This window comes from Bordetella genomosp. 12, from assembly GCF_002261355.1.
Lineage (GTDB): Bacteria > Pseudomonadota > Gammaproteobacteria > Burkholderiales > Burkholderiaceae_B > Bordetella.
Window position 1 is genome coordinate 353982 of sequence record NZ_NEVU01000001.1, and the last position, 19298, is coordinate 373279.

Below are 19298 nucleotides of genomic sequence, written 5' to 3' on the forward strand. Positions count from 1 at the left end.
CATGCCCGACGCCCTTCCTATTGCGCCGTCGCGCACGCCGGCGCCCGAGGTGACTGCCGAGAACCTCAGGCAGGCCGCAGAATGGTATGCCACGCTGGGCGGCAGCACGGTGTCCGAACCCGAGCGCTCGGCCTGGCGGGCCTGGCTGGATCAATCGCCCGCGCATGCGCGGGCGTGGCAGTTCGTCGAGTCGGTCAGCCGCAAGTTCGGGCCGTTGCGCGACGGGGGCGCGGCCAGCACGCTGGCCGGAGTGCAGGCCGCGCGCCGCACGCTCGCCACGCGCCGCCGCGTCGTCAGCAGTCTGGCCGCCGTGCTGGGCTTGGGGTCGGCCGCCTGGCTGGCGTGGCGCCTGACCCCGCTGCCGACCCGTCTGGCCGCGTGGCGCGCCGACTATGCCACGCATACGGGTGAGCGGCGCGAAATCGTGCTGCCCGATGGCACCCGGCTCTGGCTCAATACGGATACCGCGGTGCAGGTCGACGAGCAGCCGACCCTGCGGCGCCTCGTGCTGCTGGCCGGAGAAATCCTCGTCGAGACCGCCGCGGATCCCGCGCACCGGCCTTTTTACGTCGATACGCGCTCGGCCCGTTTGCAGGCCCTGGGTACGCGGTTCAGCGTCCGGCTCACGGAAACGCAGGATCGCCTGGATGTGTTCGACGGCGCGGTCGAAGTCGTGACCCGCTCCGGCGAGCGCCGCCGCATCGATACCGGCCAGGCGGCCTGGTTCGATGCCGCCAGCCTGAGGCCGATCGCGCACGCCGATCCGGTGCGCGCGGCCTGGAGCAAGGGCATCGTGCCGGCCGACGATATGTCCTTGGGGGCGCTGCTGGCCGAGCTCGGGCGCTACCGGCATGGCTATATCAGCGTGGCGCCCGAGGTGGCCGACCTCAAGGTCATGGGCGTTTTTCCCACCGACGACACGGATCGGGCGCTGGCGATGTTGGCCGCGACGCTGCCCATTCGAGTGCATCGGCCGCTGCCCTGGTGGGTCACGGTGCAGGGGCGCTGATTTTTTTTCGCGGCGGAGTTCCCTTTTCGAGGATCTCGGACGGTTAAGGAGATGAGACCGCCAGAGACGGCGCGCTACCCCGGTCGGGATGCGCCCCTGGCCGGGTCATCGCCATCAACCCCTGAGGATCAGCATCCATGCTCCGCCGCCGTTTCTTGCGCCATCCCTTTGTCCGTACGCCACGCACTGCCGTGCGCCCGCTCGCGCTCGCGCTGCACCTGTCGCTGACGGCCGGTGTGCTGGCCGCGTCGGCCGTGCCGCTGGCCGCGCAGGCCGCCGACCGTGCGCCGATCCGCCGCTATGACATTCCAGCCGGGTCGCTCAATACGGTGCTGAACCGCTTTGCCGAAGAGGCTGGCGTGCTGCTGTCGGCGCCCGGGAGCCTGACCGCGGGCAAGACGAGCGCGGGCTTGCAGGGCGACTATGGGGTCGAAGCAGGCCTGACCGCGCTGTTGTCGGGGCACGGCCTGCAAGCGCTGCGCCAACCCGATGGCGTGTACTTCCTGCGCGAAGCGCCGATCGCCGCGGGGGCTACCGTGCTGTCCGCCGTGGCCGTGACGGCCAACGGTGGCGCTCACACGCCGCCCGAGGCCTATGCGGGCGGCCAGGTGGCGCGCGGCAGCCGGATGGGGGTGTTGGGCAATACGGATGTGATGGATACCCCTTTCAACACCACCAGCTACACCGCTGAACTGATGGAGAACCAGCAGGCGCTCACGGTGGCCGACGTGCTGGCCAACGACCCCTCCGTGAGGACGGTGTCTTATGGGTTGACCAACTCGGCCGCCGGCGGCGAGGTCTTCATGATCCGGGGGTTGTCGGTGCAGGACTCCATCCTGCTCGATGGGGTGCCGGGCATCATCTCCAGCCGGGCGGGCGCCGTGGAGCTGGCCGAGCGCGTCGAACTGCTCAAAGGCCCCAGTGCGCTGCTCAACGGCATGGCGCTGGGCGCGGGCGGCGCCGTGGGCGGGGCGATCAATATGGTGACCAAGCATGCGCCGGACCAACCCCTGACCCGCCTGACGACCACCTATCTCTCCGATGGCAATCTGGGCGCTCATGTGGATGTCGGCCGCCGCTTCGGCGAGGACGACGCCTGGGGTATCCGTGTCAACGCGCTCTACCGCGATGGCGACACGGCCACGGCGGGCCAGTCGGTGGAACTGGGGGCGGCCGCGATCGGCCTGGATTACCGCAGCGCCACGCTGCGCGCTTCGCTGGACGTCGGGCACCAGACCATGAACAACAAAGCGCCGCAAGGCGCAGCGGGCTTCGGCATCGACGATGGCCTGCCCATTCCCACGCCGCCCAAGGCGACGCAGCGGCTCGCGCAGGACTGGGAATATGCCAAGTCCCGCAGCAACTACGTGCTGGCCCAGGCCGAGTACGACCTCAACGCCAACTGGTCCGTCTTTGGCGCGGCCGGCGCGAGCAAGACGCGATCCAGCTATCTGTCCAGCGATATCTATGTGACCGACAGCGCCGGCAATGCGCAGGCCAGTGTGTACTACTGGCCGAACTGGATCGAGAACCGCGTGGTGCAGGCAGGGCTGCGCGGCAGTTTCGCCACCGGCGCGACGCAACACCGGGTCAGTCTCAGCGGCACCTATCTGACCAGCGATACCGGCTATACCAATGCGTACTACGGGTTCAGCAGCTTTGCGACCAACATCTATGACCCGGCCAGCGTCAGCCGCCCCTCGACCGCCGGCTTTGATTCCGATCCGCCGCGCACCAACCGCGTGCAGCTGCCGTCGCTGGCCGCCACCGATACGCTGTCGTGGCTGGACGATCGCATTTCGCTCACTGTGGGCGCACGCTATCAGCGCGTGAAGAACACCGTCAGGGACACCGGCATCGGCGTGGCCGCCGCGACCTACGATCGCCATGCGCTCACACCCGTGCTCGCGGCCGTGGTCAAACCCCTGCCGGACCTGTCGATCTACGGCAATTACATCGAAGGTCTGATCCAGGGCGACACGGCACCCATGGGCACCACCAACGCCGGGCAGATGTTTGCCCCCGTGAAGGTCAAGCAGCGCGAGATCGGCGTGAAATATGATTTTGGCAGTGTCAGCAGCACGCTCAGCCTGTTCCAGATCGAAAAGCCCAGCGGCCTGGCGATGGATAACGGCGACGGCACCTCCACCTACCGGGTCGGCATGGAGCAGCGCAACCGTGGCGTGGAGCTGAACCTCTTTGGCGAGCTGGCCCGGGGCGTGCGTCTGCTCGGCGGCGTGGCCTACATTCAACCCAAGATCACCAAGAATGCGTACAGCGGCAACACCGCGCCCAATGTGTCGCGTTGGCAGCTCAATCTGGGCGGCGAGTACGATCTGCCCGCCATTCCGGGTTTGACCCTGAGCGCACGCATGATCAGCACCAGCCCGCAGTATCTGGACGAGGCCAATGCGCGCAGCATTCCGGGCTGGACGCGCTGGGACTTCGGCGCGCGCTACACCACCCGCGCCTGGGAGCATCCTCTGGTATTGCGCGCGGGGATCAACAACGCTTTCGGCCGCAACTACTGGTCGGGCAGTTCGGGCAACTGGCTCTATCTGGGGCAGCCGCGCACCTTCACGCTGTCGGCCACGATGGACTTCTGACGTGGCGGCCCGCTCGTTCCGCGCCGGCGCGGCCCGGAACGAGCGGTTGGCCGCGCGGCGGGCCGATCTGCCTGAGCGGCAGCCCGGCCCGAGCGGGCTCAATCGCCGCGAAAGCCGGAGGCTTCGATCACGGGCTTCCAGCGGGCCTGGTCTTCGCGCACTTGCGCGGCGAACTCCGGGGCTTTCAGGCCGGTGGGCTCCATGCCCGCCTGCATGAGTTTCTGCTTGACGTCGGGCTGTTGCACGGCGCTGGCCAGCGCCTCGCTGACCTGCTGCACTACCGCCGGCGGCGTGTTGGCCTGCATGAAGGCGCCGAACCAGGCTTCGCCCTCGACGCCGGGATAGCCCTGTTCTTTGAAGGTGGGCACGTCCGGGATCAGCGGCGAACGGGTCGCGCCTGACGAGGCCAGCAGGCGGATCTTGCCGTTGCGGTACAGCTCCAGCGGGAACTGGTCGATCGCGGCCGGGATATGGCCGCCCATGAGATCGGTGACCAGCGGCGCGCCGCCCTGATAGGCCACATGCGTCAGATCGACCTTCGCCGCCTGGCTCAGCATGAGGCCGAGGAAGTGCAGCTGGCTGCCCGTGGCCGAGGTGCCGAATGAGGTTTGCGAGGGATTGGCCTTGTACCAGGCGATCAGCTCGGGCAACGTGCTGTAGGGGCTGTTGGCGCCGGTGGCGATGGTCAAGGGGAACTTCACCAGTCCGGCCACCGGCACGAAATCCTTGTCCGGGTTGTAGTGGAGTTTGTTGAACGTCAGCGGCGCGATCACCATGGGCGCCAGGGGCGTGATGAGTATCGTGCGGCCATCGTTGGGCGCGTTCTTCAGGACTTCGGCCGCGATGCGGCCGCCGGCGCCGGGCTTGTTCTCGACGATCACCGTCGCCCCGAGGCTGCTGGTCAGTTTCTCGGCGATCAGCCGGGCGATGGTGTCGCCCGCGCCGCCGGCCGGGAAGCCGACGAGCAACTTGATCGGGCCGCCGAACCGGTCCTTGGTCTCGGCATGCGCGGTGCTCATGACGGCCAGCGACATGCACGCACCGATGAATAGCTTCTTTACGAGTTTGAGAGTCATGGCTGTGTAAGGGTAGAGATTCAACTGCTGTGCATGACGCTGGGGCCGGGGCCTCAGGTCACGGCCTTGCGCTGGCGGAACTCGGCGGCCATCCAGGCCTTGGAGGCCATGATGTCCTTCAACTCCGCGACGGCATCCCACACGTCGACGAAACGCAGATACAGCACCGCGAAACCGAAACGCAGGATATCGGGGGCCCGGAAGTCGCCGATCACGCCGCGCGCGATCAGGGCCTGCATGATCGCGTACCCTTCGGCATGGGTCAGCGACACCTGGCTGCCGCGGCTGGCCGCGTCCAGCGGTGTGGCCAGGCCGAAGCCGAAGTCGGGCAGCTCTTGCTGGACCAGGCGGATGAACAGTTCGGTCATGGCCACGCTCTTATGGCGCAGGGCCTGCATGTCCACGCCGCTGAAGGCTTGCAGGGCGGCTTCCAACGAGATCAGCCCCAGTTGCGAGGCCGTGCCGACCAGCATGCGGTCGATGCCGGGCGCGGGCTCGTACTCGTGGATGAACTCGAACGGCCGCCCATGGCCGTGCCAACCGGTCAGCGGCTGGCGAACCGCGTCCTGATGGCGTCGGGCGACGAAGACGAAAGCGGGCGCGCCCGGTCCGCCATTGAGGTATTTGTAGCCGCAGCCCACGGCGAAATCGGCCTCGCAACCATTCAGGTCGCACGGCATGGCGCCGGCGGTGTGGCACAGATCCCAGACCACCAGCGCACCGACCTCATGAGCGCGCTGCGTGATGCGGGCCATGTCATACACGCGACCGCTCTTGTAGTTGACGTGGGTCAGCGAAACGATGGCGGTCTGCTCGTCGATGGCGTCGTAGACCTGATCGGGCTCCAGCGCCACGAACTCGGCCTGCATGAGTTCGGCCACGCCGCTGGCCACGTAGCCGTCGGTGGGGAAGTTGCCACGCTCGCCCAGGATGCGGCGCCGCCCCGGACGCAGCCGCAAGGCCGCGACCAGCACTTTGAACAGATTGACCGAGGTGGAGTCGGCCATGATGACTTCGCCCGGTGCCGCGCCGATCAAGGTCGCGATGCGGTCGCCGACGCGCTGCGGTGCGGGATACCAGTTCGCGTCGTTCCAGGAGCGAATGAGCCCGACGCCCCACTCCTGTCGGATGGCCTGTTCCATGCGCGGCGGAACCGAGCGGGGCAAGGCGCCGAGCGAATTGCCATCGAGATAGATGACGTTGTCCGGAATCAGGAATCGGTCTTTGCAGTGCGCCAGCGTGTCGCCGGCATCCAGCTTGTCGACGTCCGCGCGGGTGATGCGAGGCAGGGAAATACTCAAGATGGTCTCCGCTTGAGGGCTATTCGGTCATGGTTGAAATCAGGGAATGTCGGCCTGGGTATAGGCCAGCACACTGTTGGCGTCTTGCGGAATGCCGGGCATCGTCGTGCTCCAGTGATCGTAGGCCGCGCGCATGGCGGCCAGGCGCTCGGGCTCGCGGCGAGCCTGATTCGCGCGTTCGCGCTCATCGCGCGAGAGGTCGAACAGATACTCGTTGGCGCCAATGGCCAGATACTTCCAGTGGTCCTGGCGCATGGCGCGCTGCTCGCGGTATTTCATGCGCCAGAACAGGCTGCGCGGCTGGACCTCATCCACGGCGCGCAGATGGCTGCATAGCGACATCCCGTCCAGCGGGAAGTCCGGATGGGCCGCCACGCCCGCCCAATCGAAAAAGGTCGCCACCCAGTCCATGGTGATCGCGACCTGCGCGCTGACGCGTCCCGCGCTGACGTGGCCGGGGCCGCGCACGATCAGTGGCACACGAATGCCGCCTTCGAGCAGATCCATTTTCTTGCCCACCAGCGGCCAGGTGTCGGAGAAGCGTTCGGCGCCGTTGTCGCTGGTGAAGACGACGATGGTGTTGTCGTCCAGGCCGGTCTCGCGCAGGGTGGCCAGGATGCGGCCGATTCCCTCGTCCATGTGGTGGATCATGGTCTGGTAGGTGCGCACCGATCCGCCATCGGTATGCGCCAGTTCACCGGCAATGCGCTGTGCTTCGGCCGTATCGTCGCGCGTCTCCCAGGGCCAATGCGGCGCCGTATAGTGCACGCTCATCAGAAATGGCCGCCCGGCCTGCGCCCGCGCTTCGATGGTGCGTACGGCGCGCTCGGAGATCAGGTCGGTCAGGTACCCGATCTCGTGCGTTTCGGTTTCGCCCTCATAGAGGTCGTGCGTGCCGGCGCTGTCTTTGTGGGTGAAGTAATCCAGGCCGCCGCCCATGGCGCCGAAGAACTCGTCGTAACCGCTTTTGAGCGGGCCGAAGTGCGGCAGAAAACCCAGGTGCCACTTGCCGACCAGCACCGTGTGGTAACCGGCATCGCGCAACAGCGAGGGCAGCGTCGGATGCTCGGGAGACAGCCCCAGATCGGGGCTGCCGCGATAACGGCTGGTCAAGGGCTCCTCGGCCGCGCCGCGCAGGCGGTACTGATAGCGTCCCGTCATCAGGGCGAAGCGTGTGGGCGAACACACCGGCGAGTTCGAGTACCCCTCGGTGAACAGCACCCCTTCGGCGGCCATTTGGTCCAGATGCGGGCTGACGGGCGCGCGCCCGCCATAGCAGCCAAGGTCGGCATAGCCGAGATCGTCGGCCATGATGAAGATGAAGTTGGGACGTTTCGGGGTGTCGGTCATGTGAGCGCTCTCGGTGTGGCGGCGGCTTCGCGCTGGGCGTGCCAACGCTGCCAGTCGCGGCCCGGGTGAACCGCGCCGCAAGAGGGGCAACTGCGCTGTTCATCGGTGGTTTCGTAAAACTGGCGATAGACCCCGGGCAGATCATCCACGATGCTGCCCAGCTGCACTTCGATGCGGCGCACCAGATCACCGCAGTGGGCGCAATACCATTCAAAGGCGTCCTTGACGCCGGCCGGCCGTGACGACTCGATGACGGTGCACAGGCTGCCCGGCTCGGGGCGCTGGGGCGAATGGCGCACGTGCGCGGGCAGCAGAAAAATATCGCCTTCGCGCAGGTCCACCCGCTCGAACTTGCCGCGGTCGGCGATCAGCAGATGGGCATTGCCCTTGAACTGATGGAAATACTCTTCATAGGGATCGTCGTGAAAATCCGTGCGCTGGTTGGGGCCGCCGACTACCGTCACGATCAGCTCGGATTTATCCCATACCTGCTGGTTGCCCACGGGAGGCTGGAGTTTGTGCTGGTGCGCTTCGATCCAGCGCGAGAAGTTGATGGGTGAGCGCATGCGGGGTGTCCTTCTCTTGAATGAGGGGCAGGGCGATCAGAGCACAATGGCCGCGCGCCGGTTCAGCACCGCGCGCAGGATGCTGTAGGCGGTGATCATCGAGGTGCGCGGATTGTCGGCTTCGGGGTGATTTTCCAGTTGCACGCGCAGGCGTCCAGCGCGGCCCGTGGCTTCGACTTCGTGGAGGTTCTCGGTCAGGGTCGGGTCGGCCCAGAGTTGGACGCGCGTCTGGCTCATGCCCAGGGTGGCCAGGGCCACGGTGGCCGCCACGTTCGCATTGCGCGGGTAGTCGCGCGCGGCCTGGGCCGCGTCGCCTTCGAAGAACAGGGTGGGTTCGGTCAGGCCATCCAGATCCAGGGCGTGCTCGGCTGCGCTGCCTTTCCATGCGCCGGGCGGCTTGCGCCCGCGATAGATGACCTGGTGCAAGCCCGCTTCGCGCGCGGCGGCCAGCCAGTCGATGCCGCCGATCGCACCGGCGACCAGCAGGATCTGCCGGCCATGCCGGCTCGCGGCCTCCTGCAGGGCGTGGCGGCGCCGCTCATCGGCCAGCGCGCCGATGGAGACCACCATCAGGTCGCAACCGGCCTGCAGGACGACGGCGGCGTGGGCGTCGACGGCCGCGTGCCCGGCGCACTCGATCACGAGGTCCGGGCGCTGCGCCAGCATCTCGGCGCGGTCGCTCATCAGCCGCGCAGCCACCGCGGCCAACTCCCCGGTGCAGGCGGCCTTACCCTGCTCGAGGCTTTGCGTGAGCACGCCCGTCAACTGCACCTGCCCGGGATGCGCGAGCAGGCTGCGGGCCAGACTTTGCCCGATCGCGCCGTAGCCTATCATCCCCACCCGCAGCGGCGCCGGCGGCGTGGAACGCGCGCCGTGCATATCGCAGCCGGGCAGCGTTCGGCTGTCTGGCAAGGCAGCGGCCGAGGCCTTCAGATGCGCTGTCATGGCTGCGCCTCAGGCCAGCTTCAGGCCGCTGTGCGCGAACGCCTCGCGGGCCTTGGCTTTGTCAGCGTCGCTGAGATTGAGCAGCGGACGGCGCACCGGCCCGCCCACCTGGCCCAGCATCTCGAGCCAGTACTTGGTGACGGCTTGGGGGGTGCCGTCGGGGCGGGCGGCCCGGAAGGCCTGCCGCGCGGGCTCCAGGCTGTTGCGTACCCTGCGCGCTTCGTCGTGTTGGCCGGCGAATGCCAGGCGCGTGTAGTCATTGATGCGGCGGTCGGCGGCCGTCTGCAGCAGAAACGGCGGGGTCGAGCACAAGTAGAGTTGCCAGCCCAGTTCGATGATGTTGTCCAGCCATTCCTCTTCGGAGGCGGTACTGACCAGGATCTTGTCGCCCGCCAGTTCGGTCAGCCTTTTGTACAACGGCCGGTCGACGCTGTACTTGATGGCGACGATGTTGGGCAACTCCGCGATCCGGGCGCACAGTTCCGGGCTCATGATGTAGCCGCAGTCAGGATGGTTCCACAGCGCAATACCGATATCCAGTTGTTCGCTGAGGTAGCGGTAGTACTCGTATACCGTCTCTTCGGGATTGCGGTGAAAGTGCAGGACGGGGCTGTGCACCACGATGTAGGGCGCGCCGATGTTCTGCGAATGGCGCGCCAGCTCCAGCACCACATCCAGGTTGGTATCGGAGCACGAGGTCACCACGCCGCAGCGCGCGCCGGCTTCTTCGACGGCCAGTTCGAAGGTGCGTTTGCGTTCGGCCACTGACATGGAGAAGAACTCGCCCTGTTTGCCCGAGACAAACAGCCCGCCCAGTTCCAGGTCGTCGATCCAGTGGCGCAGATTGCGGCGCAAGCCTTCCTCGTTGAGCGACAGATCTTCCTTGAAGGGGGTGGCCGTGGCGGCCCAGACGCCGCGGAAGTTTTCGCGGGCGTAGGCTTTGGCGTCCTGCTTGCGGTAGGGGATGGTCATGCGGATTCCTTGATGTCCAGTTTGCGGGCGCCCAGATCGAGCTGCATGAAATGCGAGAGGTTCTTGACCGTCATGTAGTGATGCAGTCCTTCCGAGCCGCCCTCGCGGCCATAGCCGCTGGACTTGACGCCGCCAAACGGCGTCTCGGGCAGCGAAGCCTCGAGCGTGTTGATGGAGAGATTGCCGCACTCCACACCGTCGAGCATGCGATCGACGTTGGCCGCATTGTGCGTAAAGCCATAGGCCGCCAGGCCATACGGAACGGAGTTTGCCTTGTCGATGGCCTCGTCGAGCGAACGCACGGGATTGATCACGGCCAGCGGACCGAAGGGCTCTTCGCCCATGACCCGCGCCTGGTCGGGCACATTGGCCAGCACCGTGGGCTGGAAGAAGTAGCCGCGGCTGCCGAGCCGGTCGCCGCCGGCCACCAGGTCCGCGCCCGCGGCCGTGGCGTCCTGCACCAGTCCTGTCAGCGCCTCGATGCGGCGGCCATTGGCGAGCGGACCCATTTCGGTGCCGGCGGCCATGCCGTCGCCCACGCGGATGGCGCGCGCGCGCTCGGCGAACCTGGCGGTGAATTCGTCGAAGATGCGTTCGTGCACGAAAAAGCGGGTGGGAGACGTGCAGACCTGGCCCGCATTGCGCATCTTGCGATTGGCCGACATCACCGCAGCCTCGGCCACGTCCACGTCGTCGCACACGATCACCGGAGCATGCCCACCCAGCTCCATCAAGACCGGCGTCATGTGCTGCGCAGCCAGTGTCGTCAAATGGCGGCCTACCGCTGTCGAGCCCGTGAAGGCAACCAGTCGCACCGCATCCTGCGGGATCAGGTAGCCCGAGATCTCGGCCGGATGGCCGAACACGAGATTGAGCACGCCTGCGGGCAGGCCGGCGTCGTGGAAGGCGCGCGCGATGTGCAGGGCGCCGGCCGGCGTTTCCTCGGCCGCCTTCAGGATGATGGCGCAGCCCGAGGCGATGGCGCCGCCGATCTTGCGCGCGGGCTGGCTCATCGGGAAATTCCACGGCGAGAAGGCCGCCACCGTACCGATGGGTTGGTGATGCACCATGTAGCGGGTGCCGCTCGCGCTGGGGATGATCCGCCCGTAGGTGCGCACCGCTTCGCCGGCATCCCACTCCAGGAACTCGCAGCCGCGGATGACCTCCAGGCGCGCCTGGGCCAGCGGCTTGCCATGCTCGAGGGTGATGGAATGGGCGATGTCTTCGATGCGCTCGCGCATCAGGCGGGCCGCGGCGAGCATGACGTCGGCGCGCTTGCGCGGCGAGGTGCGGCTCCAGATGCGGAAGCCCGCCTCGGCTGCCGTGAGGGCATCGTCCAGGTCGGCCTGGCGGGCGCAGGGCAGGCGGCCGATCTGCTGTTCGGTGGCCGGGTTCACCACCGGCAACTCGTCGGCCGTCTTGCGCCAGGCGCCATCGATGTAGAGGTGAAGATCGGGATAGTCGCTCATCTGGAATACCTTCCGTTGTTCTGTGCAGCGCGGTGGCTGCTGCCGTCCTGTTGGCAGATGCGTGAAGCAGCGTGGGACGGATTATTTCAACGGCCAGATGTTCGAGGAAGTGAATTACACTGCCGCTGAATTAACCAAAATGAATACCCAGGGAAAACCCGATCCGTCAGCCATGAGCAATCTGGAGCATCGCATTTCCCTGCGTCACTTACGGCTCATCGACGTGATCGAGCGCGAGGGGAGTCTGGTTCGTGCGGCCGAACGGCTGAACATGACCCAATCCGCCGTCACCAAGGCGCTGCAGGAAGTCGAGGCCCTGATCGGCGTGGCCTTGTTTCGGCGCACCAGCCGCGGCGCCGTCGCCACGGCCTGCGGCCAGATGCTGGTGGGGCATGCGCGCGGCATTCTCACCCAATTGCGGCGCGTCAGCCGTGACCTGGATGAATGGCGCGAGGGCCATGGCAGCGTCGCCATCGGAACCCTGCCTTCGGCGGCCGGCGGGCTGTTGCCTCAGGCGGTCGCGCGTGTCATCGGCGCCAATCCTGCCCTGCGTGTATCCATCTCCGAAGGGCAGCACGAATGGCTGACCACCTTGCTGCGCAGAGGCGAGCTGGACCTGGTGGTCGGCCGTCTTCCGCCGGGCGGCGTGCCGGTGGACATCGAGCAGAAAGTGTTGGGTCCGGACCGCGCCCAGCTGGTCGTGCGCGCCTCGCATCCGCTGTTGCAGATGGCTTCGCCGTCACTGGCCGATATGAAACGCTGGCCGTGGATTCTGCCGCCGGTCAATGCCAGCCTGCGGCGCCAGATCGACTCAGCCTTCGAAGCCGCCGAGCTTGAGCCGCCCGTGCCCCATGTGGAATCGATGTCTTTTCTGAGCAACCGCACCCTGCTGCTGGCGGCGGACTTCATCACGATCTGGCCACATCATCTCGCCGACGTCGAGGCCGGCAGCGGACTCGTCGTGGCGCTGCCGATCGAACTGCCTGACACCGAACGCCCCATCGGCGTGTGGTGGCGCGCCGAGTCCGGCTTGTCTCCGTCGGCCGGGCTGATCGTGCAGGCGCTCGCGGCCTGTTGAAGCGGGCAAACATTGCCGTCCAATGCGATATGTTGCCGAGCGCCGCGTCGGGGAAATGCTGCGGCGGGCCCTGCGGGCCGATCGCAGTCTGCATGGTGCGACTGTCGGCTCAGCCGGACGATGCGCCCCGAAACGCCAACACCGCATTGTTTCCGCCCATGCCGAAAGAGTTGGAGAGGGCGGTGCGCAACGTGGGAATCGAACGAGATCCCTCCGGGATGTAGTCCAGATCACAGTGCTCGTCACCTGCTTCCCAGTACAGCGTAGGGGGCACGTGGCGCGCCTGAACGGCCAAGGCCGTGATTGCCGCTTCCACCGCGCCGGCCGCACCGATCAAGTGGCCGAGCGCCCCTTTGGTGCTGCTGATCGGAAGATCGCTGGCGTGAGCGCCGAAGACCTGCTTGATGGCCTCGGTTTCGATGCGGTCGCCCAGCAGGGTGCCGGTCGCATGGGCGTTCAAATAGCCGACTTCCTCTGGTGCGATGCCGGCGTCCGCCAGGCAGCGCGACATGGCCAGAGACTGGCCGCGCGAGTCGGGACGCAGGGGATGGGTGCCATCATTGCTTGTTCCGTATCCGCAGATCTCCGCGATGATGGTCGCGCCGCGTGCGGTGGCGTGCGCCTCGGACTCAAGCATCATCAAACCGGCGCCTTCGGACAAGGCAAAGCCGGATCGCTTGAGACTGAAGGGGCGGCAGCCGCCCACCTTGCCCGCCTCGGGTGCGCCGCACAGGACATGCAATTGCTGCCAGCCCGATATGACGGGCGCGACCATCATGGACTCGACGCCGCCCGCCAGGGCCAGATCGAGGTAGCCGTCGCGGATTCTGCGAAAGGCCTCGCCGATCGCCACGGCGCCCGCGGAGCACGCCGTCGCATAGGTCTGCGCTTCGGCCATGGACTTCATGCTCTGTGCGAGATGCGCCGCGGGCGCATTGGCCATGACGGCCGGGATCACCAGGATCGCGCGTTTGGGCGTGACATGGTGGAAAATCTCCACCGCTTCGCTCAGCGTGCTCACGCCACCCACGCCCGTGCCGATGAACACGCCACATTGGCTCATCTGATCTTCATCGAGGCGGGCCGCCTGCAGCGTCTCACGAGCCGCGGAATCGGCCAGCAGGGTCACCCGATCCATGTTGCGGGCCTGAGAGGCTGCGACGAAATCGGTGACCGGTGCGGTAACGATACCCACCTGGCGATCGGTGCGGCCGGACGGATCGGCAATGAGCCCGCAGCGGCCTGCCAGGGCCGCGGCGAAGGTTTCCTGAGCGGTCGCGCCGAGCGGAGTGACCATGCCCATGGCGGTGATAACGACACGGCGTTTGGTCATGGTTGATGGGGCGGGCGCTGACCGCTATCCGGGGTGTCCGGCGCCTGGCGGCCGCGCGTCTCGATCGGCGCGTGTCCATCGTCGCTCGGTGGTGTGCCGGCCTTGCGTTGCGCCTGGCGTATGCGCGCCTGCATGGCGGCCTGGCGCGCCGGGCGCTGAGCGATGACATCATGCATGTAGTCGATGAGCGCGCTCAGGTTGGCGGGGAAAATACTGGTCATTTCCTGCGCGCCTGCCTCCTCATCGACGGGGAGCATTTCGTCGGTATCGATGCCGTAGGTCTTTTCTATTTCGAGCAATATCTCGAGCACCGCGAGCGAGTCGAACTGTTCGACGGCGCTGGAGAATGGTTGGTCGTCAAGCAATGGCTGCGGATCGCAATTACAGACGCGGGCGACGATCTCGGCCAGTTTTTGGCGCAACTCGTCAGTCGCGGGCAAAGCGATTTCTTCAAGTTGCGTCGGCATCGCGGACTCAGAAGGGAGAAAGACCGGCCTCATATCCTGCCGGCCGATGGCGCGAACTACTTGGTACGCCTGCATCTTACCTCAGGGCAGCAGCGGCACGGGCCTTGCGCCGCCTCAGTTATAGGTAAAGGTAAGGGTGGCCGTCGACGTCACCGGTCCGGCCCTTACCGTGTTGTTGGCCCCGATCTGCTTCAGATTGGCCGCGATGCGGAAGCTCCACAAGGACGTGGGCGAGGCGCCATCGGCGGAGACGCCATAGTCGGGATGGGCCAATCCGAATGTGGGCGCCGTATAGCCGCCGCCAGGCGTAGGCGATCCGAGCCATACATCGATGCCGACGCCTTCGGCTTTGTTGGCGGCCGACGACATATTCGCCAGGGTGTTCTGCGTCCCGGCGACGAGATGCGAGGAGGCGATCGTGATCGAAGGCGAAATCGTACTGGGGACATTGCATGCGACCGAGAAAGTCAGGTCGGTCTTCGGTCCTTCCCCGTCGCGCAGCAGCGTCGTGGTCGACACATCGGGCAAGGTCAGGGTCAGGGCGGCGCTCGTCGTGTCGCAGGTCGGATTCGCGACGGTGATGCTGCTGGCCAGGTAGACCTTGTAGAGCTGTGTCGCAGGCGCCCCTGCTACGGTCGATTGGCCGTATACCTGCGAGGCGGAAATGGTTCCCAGGCCCACCGGTCCGCCGGTGGCCACCAGTTCTATCATCGTCTCCAGGCTCGGCCCCGCCTCTCCTCCGCCAAACGGGTAGTACAGCACGCCGTTGGCGTAAGGGTTGGCATAGGACTGCGGGGCGAAAACAGCGCTGTTCGGATCGCCGCTTTGCATGTAGTAAGCGACGCGGTAGCCGATGCCCTGCAAACCCGTGCTGTAGACGTCGCTGAAGCCGGCGACCAGCGCGCCGGCACCCGCGAAGTTCTCGACGGTTCCCTGTGTGCAACCGTAGTAGGCGGTGCCCCGCCCCTGCTGCCCGCCCGAGTAAGTGGGCAAGGGCTTGGTCATGCGCATCAGGATCTGACCCGGCGTCGGATTGCTGGGCGCGGCGATGATCGTCTGCGGCGGCGATAAGGGGTAGCGCGCCGAGTTCGGGTCATAGCGTTCGTAGGTGGTGCCGGTGGCCGGACCCGTGCCACCGGGATTGACGGCGCACGCCGCGCGCGCATCATGCATCGACACCAGACTGGCTGCCGCGGCCAGCAGGGTCAGTACGACGGGCCGCGCGCCGGCTCGCAATGGCTTTAGTGCTGGCATACCAACTCCCTGGGCGCGGCATCAGCCTTGTCTTGCACGACGGCGTCGTCGACCACGACGGTGCAACGATGCTGCTGCCGCTCTCCCCATTTCACGACCAGATGGACGTCGGTCCGCAGGCCGGTCAGCCATACGCGGCCCACGGGCCCGACGATGCCGCGTTGCTCGCCGTCGGTGTCGTAGACACTGGCGCCGAACGGCAGGATATCGCCCTGCGGGTCGCGCAGGCTGATCAGGCGCGCGCGTCCCACGTCGGTGTCGAACTTTGCGACGACGATGGCCCCTCGGGTAGGCACGACAGATTTAATGTTGTCTTTCAGCGTAGCCTCCATATCCTCTTCGGCGGCGGTCAGAAGCATGCGATTCTCGCGGTAGGGCGTGGCGTACGGAACCAGGGCGCGCCCCTGGGCGTTGGTGCGTACACCGGGATAGTTGTTGACTTCCACGCCGCCGGCGCCCGGGGCATCGATGATGACTGCGGTCTCGCCGATGTCCTGGCCGAACAGCGGCCCGCGCGCGTCGATCACCATGGCGCCGCTGACATCCAGCGTCGTGCTGCGGTTGCTTTGATCGTAAGCATGGCTGAGGTTGACTGTGCCTACGGGCGACTGATATCCCAGGGAGCCATAACCATGATTGCCGTTGTTGTCGCCGCTGCCGCTGGTGACGCCCGTCTGGACGGCATAGGTCAATGAATAGTCGTCGTTGAGCGGCCCGCTTAGGGCGACGTCGTTACTGGTGCCATTGTGGTTGCTATGGTTGAGCGTGTAGCTGGCCGTCTGGCGCGCGCCCAAGGGAATGCTGAAGGTGACCATCAGCATGCGGTCGGTGGCGCCCCATGGCCCCTTGCTCAGGCTGTAGTTCACCGAGTAGCCGATAAAACCGGCCGAACTGTTGAAGCCGAGCTGCATATAGGCGGAGTTTCGCGGCGCGTTGCGGTAGGTAACCCCGAAGTAATTGAGAGAAATCGAAGAGACGGTGCCGACCCGCTGAGCAAGGGAGAGTTGGTATTCGTGTTGCCGGTTGTAGGCGTATTGCGTTTGCGAGAGGGAGGCGCGTTCGCGCACCACGTCGTCGAGGCTGCGAAATCCTGAGGAGCTGTAGCGATAGCCCGCAAGGGTGAAGTCCGTACCTGAGCCGGCAAACGACTTTGCGTACTGCAGATGCGCGGCATGGCCCGAATCTCGTTTGCCCTTGTCGCTCTCCGAGCGCGAGCCGATGACGTCGAGCGACAGGGCGCCGAGATACTCCAGATTCCATCCGGCGCCAAGCGCCAGGGATTGAAACTTGTGTTGCGCAACCATCGCACCACCGTAGGCGGTCAACCCATAAGGCAGGCCGTAGGCTGCCGTGGCCTGCCCGAGCCAGGGCTTGGAGGATCCGTAGTTGTGGCGATACTCGCCCAAGGCGGCGTTGTATTTCCATATGCCTTCGCGCATGAGCATGGGCAGGGCGGCAAACGGCTGCATAAAGCGTGTCGTCTTGCCGCCAATCTCCTGGACTTCGACCTCCAGGTCGCCAGCCCCCGGCGTGGAATAAAGATCGTTGATGACGAAGGGGCCGGCGGGCACGAAGGTGGAGTAGATGACGTTGCCGCGTTGGCGCACGGTCACCTTGGCGTAGCCCGATGCAATGCCGCGAATGACGGGCGCATAACCGCGTTGGCTGTCGGGCAGCATGCCTTCATCGGAGCGTAGCTGCAGGCCGCGTAACCGCAGGCCGGTGAAGATGTCTCCGGACGTATAAGCGTCGCCCATGCGAAGCACCCCCCGCCATGGGTTGATCGAGCGCTCCAGGTATCGGTCTCCCCAGTCCCATTCGGCGCGGCCGCCGGAGTCGTAATAGTTTCCATTGACCCGGACCCGCCAGGCGCCCACATTCAGGCCGCTGCGCAAGCTGGCAAAGCGCGTGTCGCTGCTTTGCTTTTGGTCGCCGAATGAGTAATGCGTGCGGTTCATCGAGAGCCGGTAGGCGGACCAGAAAGCGGTCGCACCGTCGTCCCACATGTCCGGCGGGATATAGCCGCGCGCCTTGTTATCCAGGGCGGCTTGAGGGATGGACACATTGAGGATGTTCTTGCTGTGATCGTAACGAGTGAAGGCATTGGGTAAGGCGTTCAGCCCGCTCAGGCAGTCCTGAGGATCGATATTCCGAAAGGCAGGGAAGGCTTCGGTTTTCACACCGAGCTCGTGCAAGAACGCAGGCGTCATGCAGGGCTGGGCGTCGAACTTTCCTGCCGCTTTGACGAAATCAAGTTCCCGGATACCCAAGGGCTGTTCGTTGAGCCGAACGAAAACCGAGTGCATGCCGGGAAGCACGCGGTTGGACTGCGAGAACACCGAGAGGTCGGCCTTGGGTTGGCCATCGATGTGATGCAGAAAATTACTGTCGAACTGCATCCCCGACGCGGCAGTCTCCGGATCGGGATCCGGGGATTGGGCCTGAGCCACGCTGACCAGGAGCATAAGCAGCGTCGTGCCCAGGGACGCAGAGGGTCGTGGCGGCAAGCGCGTTGTCATTACCTCGGCCTGGCCGCAGTGCCTCCTGACTGCGGCGTGACGGCCGGCCATGCTTCGAAAGCGCCGTAGTCGTTGACGACATGCGGCGTGATGGTGGAACCGGGCGGGGGGCACGAGGCGAGTTCGACGGTAGTGGTCGTCAGCGGCAAGGCCACTACGCCTCTTCCCACCTCCTGGTTGAGCCCGGAAACGACGAGCTTGGAGAAATTGACATTGAAGGCGGAGGCGTTGGCGATGCTGAGCTGGCATTTCGCTGCACCGCGCTGTACGGTCCAGCCAAGCTGCTCCGGTCCCCGGGGCAGGCCGCGGATCGCGGCGGGTCGATAGAACAGCTTGATCCGGGTGCGGGTGGCGAAGGCAAGCGTGTTGGTGGTGGATTGCGCTTTCTGGGGGATCTCCAGAACGTTGATCCAGTAATAGCTTTCCCGGTCTTGGGGCACGTTGTCGCCGACCCGTGTGACGGTCAGGCTGCGTTCGGTGTCGCCATCGAAGCGGCTCAACGGCGGTGTGATGAAGAACGGCGTTTCCATCTTCTCGCCGACGCCTTCGATCCAGGCTTGGACGACGACGGGCTCGCCAAGATTCTTGGCGTAGACGGCAGCACTGCGTTTGCCTTCCTCGAAGATCAGCCTCGTACTGGATAACTGAACCGCCGCATCGGCTTGGGGAACAGCCATGGGCCAGAGGAAGGCGCCCAGGTAAAGACAAATGGCCGGTCTGAGTTTCATCAAGTACACCTATTGTTGCAGCAGCGCAAAGGGCGAGACGGAGACGGGGTCGGGCCGCCGGGGATTCAGCTATAGGAGATGGTGACGAGGACCGAACTGGACGCGGGCCCGGGCACGACGGTCGCGCCTGGGATGCGTGCGTACGCGGCGCGCAGTTCGAAGGTGGTCTTCCCGCTGGCGACATCGAGCGGGTAGCTGACGAGACCGTTGAAGCTGATGTTCTGACCCAGCGTTCCATGAATGGGGTCGTTGTTCTTCAGCGTGATGGCGATGCCTTGGGCCACTCCGCTCACGGGTGTCAATGCCAGGCCGGTGGCATCTGGAAGCTGGCTGACCACCGTCCCGGTGAAGGTCAGACTCGCCGAGCGCAGTGTGGTCAATTCGCAATCTCCGATAGTGAGGGAGAAATCCTTGGTGTAGTTAGCGCCCATCGCGCCGTTGGGGCCGAATTCGATGATGGGAACCCGCCCCAGAACGACGGTAGGTGAAGACAGCGTGCAGGGCGTCGTCGTCAGGTTTGCGTTGATGGTCAATACGGTGGATGCATGGGCGTAGCCCGCACTCAGCGCCAGCGTCAGCGCCGTGGGCCATCCGAAAACTGCCATTGTGAGAGCGCGCATCGTGC

At 65.7% G+C, this 19298-nt stretch carries 16 protein-coding genes; 3 read left to right on the plus strand and 13 right to left on the minus strand.

Features of this window, described 5'->3' with window-relative positions:
- Position 1 precedes the first annotated feature (1 nt).
- Both CAL22_RS01730 and CAL22_RS01735 read left to right on the plus strand, forming a co-directional pair.
- Complete coding sequence (locus CAL22_RS01730) at positions 2–1009, plus strand: FecR domain-containing protein (protein ID WP_094809801.1); 1008 nt, start codon at positions 2–4, stop codon at positions 1007–1009.
- A 137-nt stretch (positions 1010–1146) separates the two neighbouring features.
- Positions 1147–3615, plus strand: coding sequence for a TonB-dependent receptor (locus CAL22_RS01735; RefSeq protein ID WP_094809803.1), 2469 nt, complete (start codon positions 1147–1149; stop codon positions 3613–3615).
- 98 nt (positions 3616–3713) lie between these two features.
- Here CAL22_RS01735 and CAL22_RS01740 read toward each other — a convergent pair whose 3' ends face one another.
- The 7 genes from CAL22_RS01740 to CAL22_RS01770 are packed head-to-tail and all read right to left on the minus strand — an operon-like array spanning position 3714 to position 11294.
- Positions 3714–4691, minus strand: coding sequence for a Bug family tripartite tricarboxylate transporter substrate binding protein (locus CAL22_RS01740; protein WP_094809805.1), 978 nt, complete (start codon positions 4689–4691; stop codon positions 3714–3716).
- A 53-nt stretch (positions 4692–4744) separates the two neighbouring features.
- Positions 4745–5992 (minus strand): kynureninase, encoded by a 1248-nt coding sequence (kynU, locus tag CAL22_RS01745; RefSeq protein ID WP_244193752.1) that lies wholly within the window; start codon positions 5990–5992, stop codon positions 4745–4747.
- A 39-nt stretch (positions 5993–6031) separates the two neighbouring features.
- On the minus strand, positions 6032–7342 hold the full coding sequence (locus CAL22_RS01750) for a sulfatase family protein (RefSeq protein ID WP_094809807.1): 1311 nt from the start codon (positions 7340–7342) through the stop codon (positions 6032–6034).
- Positions 7339–7908, minus strand: a complete 570-nt coding sequence (locus tag CAL22_RS01755) for a 3-hydroxyanthranilate 3,4-dioxygenase (protein WP_094809809.1) — start codon at positions 7906–7908, stop codon at positions 7339–7341. Before CAL22_RS01755 ends, CAL22_RS01750 begins: the two co-directional genes overlap by 4 nt.
- Positions 7909–7944: 36 nt before the next feature.
- Positions 7945–8853: an aspartate dehydrogenase gene (locus tag CAL22_RS01760; RefSeq protein WP_244193753.1), complete on the minus strand. Its 909-nt coding sequence runs from the start codon at positions 8851–8853 to the stop codon at positions 7945–7947.
- A gap of 9 nt (positions 8854–8862) precedes the next feature.
- A complete protein-coding gene (locus CAL22_RS01765; RefSeq protein WP_244193754.1) occupies positions 8863–9825 on the minus strand; it encodes a dihydrodipicolinate synthase family protein in 963 nt (320 codons plus the stop codon).
- The gene (locus CAL22_RS01770; RefSeq protein WP_094809811.1) at positions 9822–11294 is read right to left on the minus strand and encodes an NAD-dependent succinate-semialdehyde dehydrogenase; all 1473 of its coding nucleotides are present in this window, start codon (positions 11292–11294) and stop codon (positions 9822–9824) included. Before CAL22_RS01770 ends, CAL22_RS01765 begins: the two co-directional genes overlap by 4 nt.
- A gap of 139 nt (positions 11295–11433) precedes the next feature.
- Here CAL22_RS01770 and CAL22_RS01775 point away from each other — a divergent pair, with 139 nt between their 5' ends.
- The gene (locus CAL22_RS01775; protein WP_167383534.1) at positions 11434–12372 is read left to right on the plus strand and encodes a LysR substrate-binding domain-containing protein; all 939 of its coding nucleotides are present in this window, start codon (positions 11434–11436) and stop codon (positions 12370–12372) included.
- 109 nt (positions 12373–12481) lie between these two features.
- Here CAL22_RS01775 and CAL22_RS01780 read toward each other — a convergent pair whose 3' ends face one another.
- From CAL22_RS01780 to CAL22_RS01805, 6 genes are all read right to left on the minus strand, one after another.
- Positions 12482–13705, minus strand: a complete 1224-nt coding sequence (locus CAL22_RS01780; RefSeq protein WP_094809815.1) for a beta-ketoacyl-[acyl-carrier-protein] synthase family protein — start codon at positions 13703–13705, stop codon at positions 12482–12484.
- A complete protein-coding gene (locus tag CAL22_RS01785; protein ID WP_094809817.1) occupies positions 13702–14172 on the minus strand; it encodes an acyl carrier protein in 471 nt (156 codons plus the stop codon). Before CAL22_RS01785 ends, CAL22_RS01780 begins: the two co-directional genes overlap by 4 nt.
- A gap of 114 nt (positions 14173–14286) precedes the next feature.
- Positions 14287–15426 (minus strand): fimbrial protein, encoded by a 1140-nt coding sequence (locus tag CAL22_RS01790; protein WP_094809819.1) that lies wholly within the window; start codon positions 15424–15426, stop codon positions 14287–14289.
- Entirely contained in the window at positions 15414–17891 is a 2478-nt protein-coding gene (locus tag CAL22_RS01795) for a fimbria/pilus outer membrane usher protein (protein ID WP_244193755.1), read from the minus strand. The genes CAL22_RS01790 and CAL22_RS01795 overlap by 13 nt, the downstream gene beginning before the upstream one ends.
- Positions 17892–17944: 53 nt before the next feature.
- Positions 17945–18673, minus strand: coding sequence for a fimbrial biogenesis chaperone (locus CAL22_RS01800; RefSeq protein WP_094809823.1), 729 nt, complete (start codon positions 18671–18673; stop codon positions 17945–17947).
- 65 nt (positions 18674–18738) lie between these two features.
- Positions 18739–19293, minus strand: a complete 555-nt coding sequence (locus tag CAL22_RS01805) for a fimbrial protein (protein WP_094809825.1) — start codon at positions 19291–19293, stop codon at positions 18739–18741.
- Positions 19294–19298 lie beyond the last annotated feature (5 nt).